The 5,062-nt window shown below is 60.4% G+C and carries 2 protein-coding genes; both read left to right on the plus strand.

Features of this window, described 5'->3' with window-relative positions; all coding sequences use genetic code 11:
* The coding region (gene typA, locus WCA53_RS04920) for a translational GTPase TypA (protein ID WP_423906246.1) at positions 1-1,763 on the plus strand (1,763 nt) is incomplete at its 5' end.
* A gap of 303 nt (positions 1,764-2,066) precedes the next feature.
* Positions 2,067-4,925 (plus strand): 2-oxoglutarate dehydrogenase E1 component, encoded by a 2,859-nt coding sequence (locus WCA53_RS04925; protein WP_423906249.1) that lies wholly within the window; start codon positions 2,067-2,069, stop codon positions 4,923-4,925.
* Positions 4,926-5,062: the final 137 nt, after the last annotated feature.

The following is a 5,062-nucleotide window of genomic DNA, read 5'->3' on the forward strand; positions in this document are numbered from 1 at the left end:
TCGACCAGTTGCTACGCCAGACCTCCACGTTCCGTGAGAACCAGGCCGTCGTGGAACGGGTGATGGACTCGAACGACATCGAAAAGGAACGTGGCATCACGATCCTTTCGAAGAACTGCGCGGTCGAGTACGAAGGCACGCACATTAATATCGTCGACACACCCGGACACGCCGACTTCGGCGGCGAAGTGGAGCGCGTCCTGTCGATGGTCGACTCGGTGCTGCTGCTGGTCGATGCCGTCGAAGGCCCGATGCCGCAAACGCGCTTCGTGACAAAGAAGGCACTGGCCCTGGGGCTCAAGCCTATTGTGGTGATCAACAAGGTCGACCGGCCGGGCGCGCGGATCGACTGGGTGATCAACCAGACCTTCGATCTTTTCGACAAGCTTGGTGCTTCGGAAGAGCAACTTGACTTCCCGATCGTCTATGCGTCGGGCCTGAACGGCTATGCCGGCCTGAATCCGGACGTTCGCGAAGGCGACATGCGTCCGCTGTTCGACGCCGTCCTGGAACACGTTCCGGTTCGCCCGGCTGATCCGGACGCGCCGCTGCAACTGCAAATTACCTCGCTCGATTTCTCGAGCTATGTTGGCCGGATCGGCATTGGCCGGATCACGCGCGGTCGCATCAAGCCAGGCATGGCGGTCGCCGTGCGCACGGGTCCGGACGGCGCGATCCTCAACCGCAAGATCAACCAGGTGCTGTCGTTCAAGGGTCTGGAGCGCGTTCAGGTTGAGTCCGCTGAAGCCGGCGACATCGTGCTGATCAACGGTATCGAGGAAATCGGTATTGGCGTGACCATCTGCGCCGTGGATACCCCGGAAGCGTTGCCCATGATCACCGTCGACGAGCCGACGCTCACCATGAACTTCCTGGTGAATTCGTCGCCGCTGGCTGGACGCGAAGGCAAGTTCGTGACGAGCCGTCAGATCCGCGACCGCCTGTTCAAGGAACTGAATCACAACGTGGCGTTGCGCGTGAATGAAACCGGCGACGAAACCACGTTCGAAGTCATGGGTCGCGGCGAACTCCACCTGACCATCCTGGTGGAAAACATGCGTCGTGAAGGCTACGAACTCGCCGTGTCGCGTCCGCGCGTGGTGATGACGGAAGTCGACGGCGTGAAGCACGAGCCGTATGAAAACCTGACCGTCGACATGGAAGATGCAAACCAGGGCGGCGTGATGGAAGAGTTGGGCCGTCGCAAGGGTGAAATGCTCGACATGGCGTCGGATGGCCGTGGCCGTACGCGTCTCGAATATCGTATTTCCGCGCGGGGCCTGATTGGCTTCCAGTCGGAGTTCCTGACGCTTACGCGCGGCACGGGCTTGATGAGCCACACGTTCGACTCGTATCAGCCGGTCAAGGAAGGCGGAGTCGGCGAACGTCGTAACGGCGTGCTGATTTCGCAGGACGACGGTGCTGCGGTGGCGTATGCGCTGTGGAAGCTGCAGGATCGCGGCCGCATGTTCGTGTCGCCGGGCGATCCGTTGTATGAAGGCATGATTATCGGCATTCACAGCCGCGACAACGACCTGGTCGTCAACCCGATCAAGGGCAAGCAACTGACCAACGTGCGTTCGTCGGGTACTGACGAAGCCGTGCGTCTGGTCCCGCCGATCCAGATGTCGCTGGAGTACGCCGTCGAATTCATCGACGACGACGAACTGGTCGAAGTCACGCCGCTGTCCATTCGCCTGCGCAAGCGCTACTTGAAAGAGACCGAGCGTCGCAGCGCGAGCCGCAAGGGCGCGGTCGACTAAGCTTTGTGCTTCATTCGTATGGAAAAAGCCACCCTCGGGTGGCTTTTTTATTGCCCGGAAATCCTGCATTCGTGGCCTCGCTTATTCGCGAAAGTCTCTTGAAAGGCCGCCCGACAAGCCTCTCGGGTGCGACCATCGGCCCGTCGACACAATGATCTGTGCTATGCTCTAAAAAGCATTGCCAAGCTTTAGGTCCTTCCAAGCAGACTTGATTCGCGCAATCCGCTAAACGGTCAGGCCGTGTTGCGGAAGGTTGAGTAACCCGCTATTTCTCGAGAAACTCGAAGAAAGGTGAGCGTAAAAATGATGAAGAATTCCCAGCTGAACTCCTATTTGTTCGGCGGTAATGCCCCGTATGTTGAAGAACAATACGAGGCGTACCTCGACAATCCCGCGTCGGTGCCGGACACCTGGCGTACCTATTTCGACGCGTTGCAGAACACGCCTGCGTCGGATGGGTCGAATCACAACGACGTGGCCCATGGCCCGATCGTGGAATCCTTCGCCCAACGCGCAAAAAGCAATGGCTTTGTGCCGCGTGAGAGCAGCGGTGAACTCGCGACTGCGCGCAAGCAGGTCTTCGTTCAATCGCTGATCGGTGCGTACCGTTTCCTTGGCTCGCAATGGGCCAATCTGGACCCGCTGAAGCGCCGCGAGCGCCCGGCCATCCCCGAGCTCGAGCCCGCGTTCTACGACTTCACCGAAGCCGACATGGACCAGGCGTTCCACGCGCAAAACCTGTACTTCGGTTTTGAGCAAGCATCGCTGCGCGATATCGTCAAGGCGTTACGCGACACGTACTGCGGCACGATCGGCGCCGAGTTCATGTACATCAGCGATCCGGAACAGAAGCGCTGGTGGAAGGAAAAGCTCGAATCGATCCGCTCCACCCCGAATTTCTCCCCCGACAAGAAGAAGCACATTCTTCAGCGCCTGACGGCTGCTGAAGGGCTCGAGCGCTTCCTGCACACGAAATACGTCGGCCAGAAGCGTTTCTCGCTCGAAGGCGGCGAGAGCTTCATCGCGTCCATGGATGAAGTCGTGCGTCACGCGGGTGCAGCCGGCGTGCAGGAAATCATTATCGGCATGGCGCACCGTGGACGTCTGAACGTCCTGGTGAACACGCTCGGCAAAATGCCGGCGGACCTGTTCGCGGAATTCGAAGGCAAGCACGTCGATGACCTTCCGGCCGGCGACGTGAAATACCACAAGGGCTTCTCGTCGGACGTATCGACGGATGGCGGTCCGGTGCACTTGTCGCTCGCGTTCAACCCGTCGCACCTTGAAATCGTGAACCCGGTGGTTGAAGGTTCGGCGAAGGCACGGATGGATCGCCGCGGCGACGTCGACGGCCTGCAAGTGCTGCCGGTCCAGATTCACGGCGACGCGGCTTTCGCCGGTCAGGGCGTGGTGATGGAAACGCTGAACCTCGCGCAAACGCGCGGTTACGGCACCCACGGCACGTTGCATATCGTCATCAACAACCAGATCGGTTTCACGACGTCCGACCCGCGCGACGCGCGTTCGACGCTGTATTGCTCGGACGTGGCGAAGATGATCGAAGCGCCGGTGCTGCACGTGAACGGCGACGATCCGGAAGCGGTCGTGCTGTGCACGCAGCTGGCTATCGACTACCGCATGCAGTTCCACAAGGACGTGGTTGTCGACATCATCTGTTTCCGCAAGTTGGGTCACAACGAGCAGGACACGCCGGCGGTCACGCAGCCGCTGATGTACAAGACGATCGCGAAGCATCCGGGCACACGCGCGCTGTACGCTGAAAAGCTGGTGCAGCAGGGCGTCATCACGGCTGAGGATGCTGATGGGTATGCCAAGGCATACCGTACGGCGATGGACGACGGTCATCACACGGTCGATCCGGTGCTCTCGAACTACAAGAGCAAGTACGCGGTCGACTGGGTGCCGTTCCTGAACCGCAAGTGGACCGACGCCGCCGACACGGCCGTGCCGCTGGCAGAGTTGAAGCGCCTGGCCGAACGCATCACGACGATCCCGGAAAACTTCAAGGTGCATCCGCTGGTCGAGCGCGTGATCAACGATCGCCGCGCAATGGGCCGTGGCGAGGCAAAGCTCGACTGGGGCATGGGTGAGCATCTGGCATACGCGTCGCTGGTGGCGTCGGGCTATGCGGTTCGCCTCACGGGCCAGGATTCGGGCCGTGGCACGTTCACGCACCGTCACGCAGTGCTGCACGATCAGAACCGCGAACGCTGGAACGACGGCACCTACATTCCGCTGCAAAACATCGCGGAAGGCCAGGCGAAATTCACCGTGATCGACTCGGTGCTGTCAGAAGAAGCGGTGCTCGGTTTTGAGTACGGCTATTCCACGGCTGAGCCGAACACGCTGGTCGCGTGGGAAGCGCAATTCGGTGACTTCGTGAACGGCGCGCAAGTCGTGATCGACCAGTTCATCTCGTCGGGCGAAGTGAAGTGGGGCCGCGTGTCGGGTCTCACGATGCTGCTGCCGCACGGCTATGAAGGTCAAGGTCCGGAGCACTCGTCGGCACGTATCGAACGGTTCCTGCAACTGTGCGCCGATCACAACATGCAAGTGGTCCAGCCGACCACGCCAGCGCAGATTTTCCACCTGTTGCGCCGCCAGATGATCCGCTTGTTCAGGAAGCCGCTGATCATCGCAACGCCGAAGTCGCTGCTGCGTCACAAGGAAGCTGTATCGGACCTGTCGGAACTGGCGAAGGGTTCGTTCCAGCCGATCATCGGCGAAGTGGACGGCACGGTCGATCCCAAGAAGGTCAAGCGTGTTATCGCGTGTTCAGGCCGGGTGTATTACGACCTGGTGGCGCATCGCCGCGAATCGAAGGCAATGGACGTCGCGATCATTCGTATCGAGCAGTTGTATCCGTTCGCCCACAAGCAGTTCGACGCGGAAATGAAGAAGTACGAACACGCGACGGACGTGGTCTGGGTTCAGGACGAGCCGCAGAACCAGGGCGCGTGGTTCTACGTCGAGCACCACCTGAAGGAAGGCATGCGTGAAGGACAGAAGCTGGCATACAGCGGCCGTCCGGCATCGGCTTCCCCGGCAGTCGGCTATTACGCAAAGCACTACGAGCAGCTGAAGGCGCTGCTCGAAGGCGCGTTCGGCCGGTTGAAGGGTGCGCAGACGATCTCGAAGTAAGCGCTCGGTGACCCGGGGAGCCGTTGTACGGCACCCCGGTCGCGAGTCCACGGTCTCACGGCTCTACGGTTTGAAAGTGAATGCCTGCGAGGCACTCAGGATCGGTTCACATGGTCCTCTGCACGCCGCATTCACAC

Origin of the sequence: Caballeronia sp., assembly GCF_049581465.1 — a bacterium.
Taxonomy (GTDB): domain Bacteria; phylum Pseudomonadota; class Gammaproteobacteria; order Burkholderiales; family Burkholderiaceae; genus Caballeronia.